This is a genomic window from Halomonas sp. AOP43-A1-21, assembly GCF_052376775.1.
Lineage (GTDB): Bacteria > Pseudomonadota > Gammaproteobacteria > Pseudomonadales > Halomonadaceae > Vreelandella > Vreelandella colorata.
In genome coordinates this window covers 1-1087 of the sequence record NZ_JBQSWC010000089.1, presented here as the reverse complement: position 1 = coordinate 1087, position 1087 = coordinate 1, and the positions used below count along the sequence as shown (strand labels likewise).

At 51.8% G+C, this 1087-nt stretch carries 1 protein-coding gene; it reads left to right on the top strand.

The window, feature by feature from the left end; translation table 11 throughout:
* The first annotated feature begins 3 nt into the window (after positions 1-3).
* Positions 4-948 (top strand): IS5 family transposase, encoded by a 945-nt coding sequence (locus ACT3R7_RS20660; protein ID WP_417421988.1) that lies wholly within the window; start codon positions 4-6, stop codon positions 946-948.
* Positions 949-1087 lie beyond the last annotated feature (139 nt).

Sequence of the window (1087 nt, the reverse complement as noted above, 5' to 3'; positions counted from 1 at the left end):
GCCATGGATCAAATCACCTTCTCAGAAGCCGAGTACCAGAACAAGAAGCGAAAGACCCGCCGCGAACTCTTTCTGGAGCGGATGGACAAGCTGATCCCCTGGACGCAGTTGGAGAAGAAGGTAGCCCGTTATTACCCTAAGGGCGAGAGCGGGCGGCCTCCGTATCAATTGTCTGCCATGCTCCGCGTCCATTGCATGCAGTTGTTTTACAACCTGAGCGATCCGGCCATGGAAGACGCCCTCTACGAGATCGAGTCCATGCGCCAATTCGCCGGTTTGAAACTGGACCGATTGCCGGACGAAACCACGATCCTCAAGTTTCGCCATTTTCTGGAACGCCACGGCCTTGGCAAGGTGCTGTTCCAGGAAGTGAACAACCACCTGGAGAAAAATGGCCTGATGCTGCGCGAAGGGAGCATTGTCGATGCCACTATCATCTCTGCGCCTAGTTCCACCAAAAACAAAAAAGGCGAGCGCGATCCGCAAATGCACCAAACTAAAAAAGGTAGCTCTTGGCACTTTGGCATGAAAATGCACATAGGTGTCGACGATAAGCTTGGGTTGATTCACAGCATCGAGACCACGGCTGCCAATGTCCATGACATTGTGCCTGCCGATAAGCTCCTTCACGGTGAAGAGCAACGCGTCTTCGGTGATGCCGGTTACCTTGGTATTCAAAAACGAGACGAGCACAAGCACCGCAACGATGTCTCTTGGTATATTGCCAAACGGCCTGGCACCCGCAAGCAGCTAGATGCCAGGCGACAGAAAGTCGAAAAAATCAAAGCCAGTATCCGTGCCAAGGTGGAACACCCCTTTCGGTACATCAAACACGTTTTTGGTTATGGCAAGGCTCGCTATCGTGGACTGGCCAAAAACACTCAGCGCCTGCACTTGCTGGCGGCGTTCAGTAACCTGCTAATCAGTGAAAAATACCTATGGGAATAGGGCGATTGCGCCCGTTTTCCGCTCAATGAGCGGGAAAGGGGCAAAAATACACAAAGAACGGGAGAAGAGTGTCTGAATTTTCGATTTTTTGTCGGCTCAAGTGAGCGTTGATGAATATCGGCAGTTATTCAGACCTTCC

Bases quoted from the DNA above. Each gene is read 5' to 3' on its own strand.
- ACT3R7_RS20660 (WP_417421988.1), top strand. From the start codon at position 4: ATGGATCAAATCACCTTCTCAGAAGCCGAGTACCAGAACAAGAAGCGA.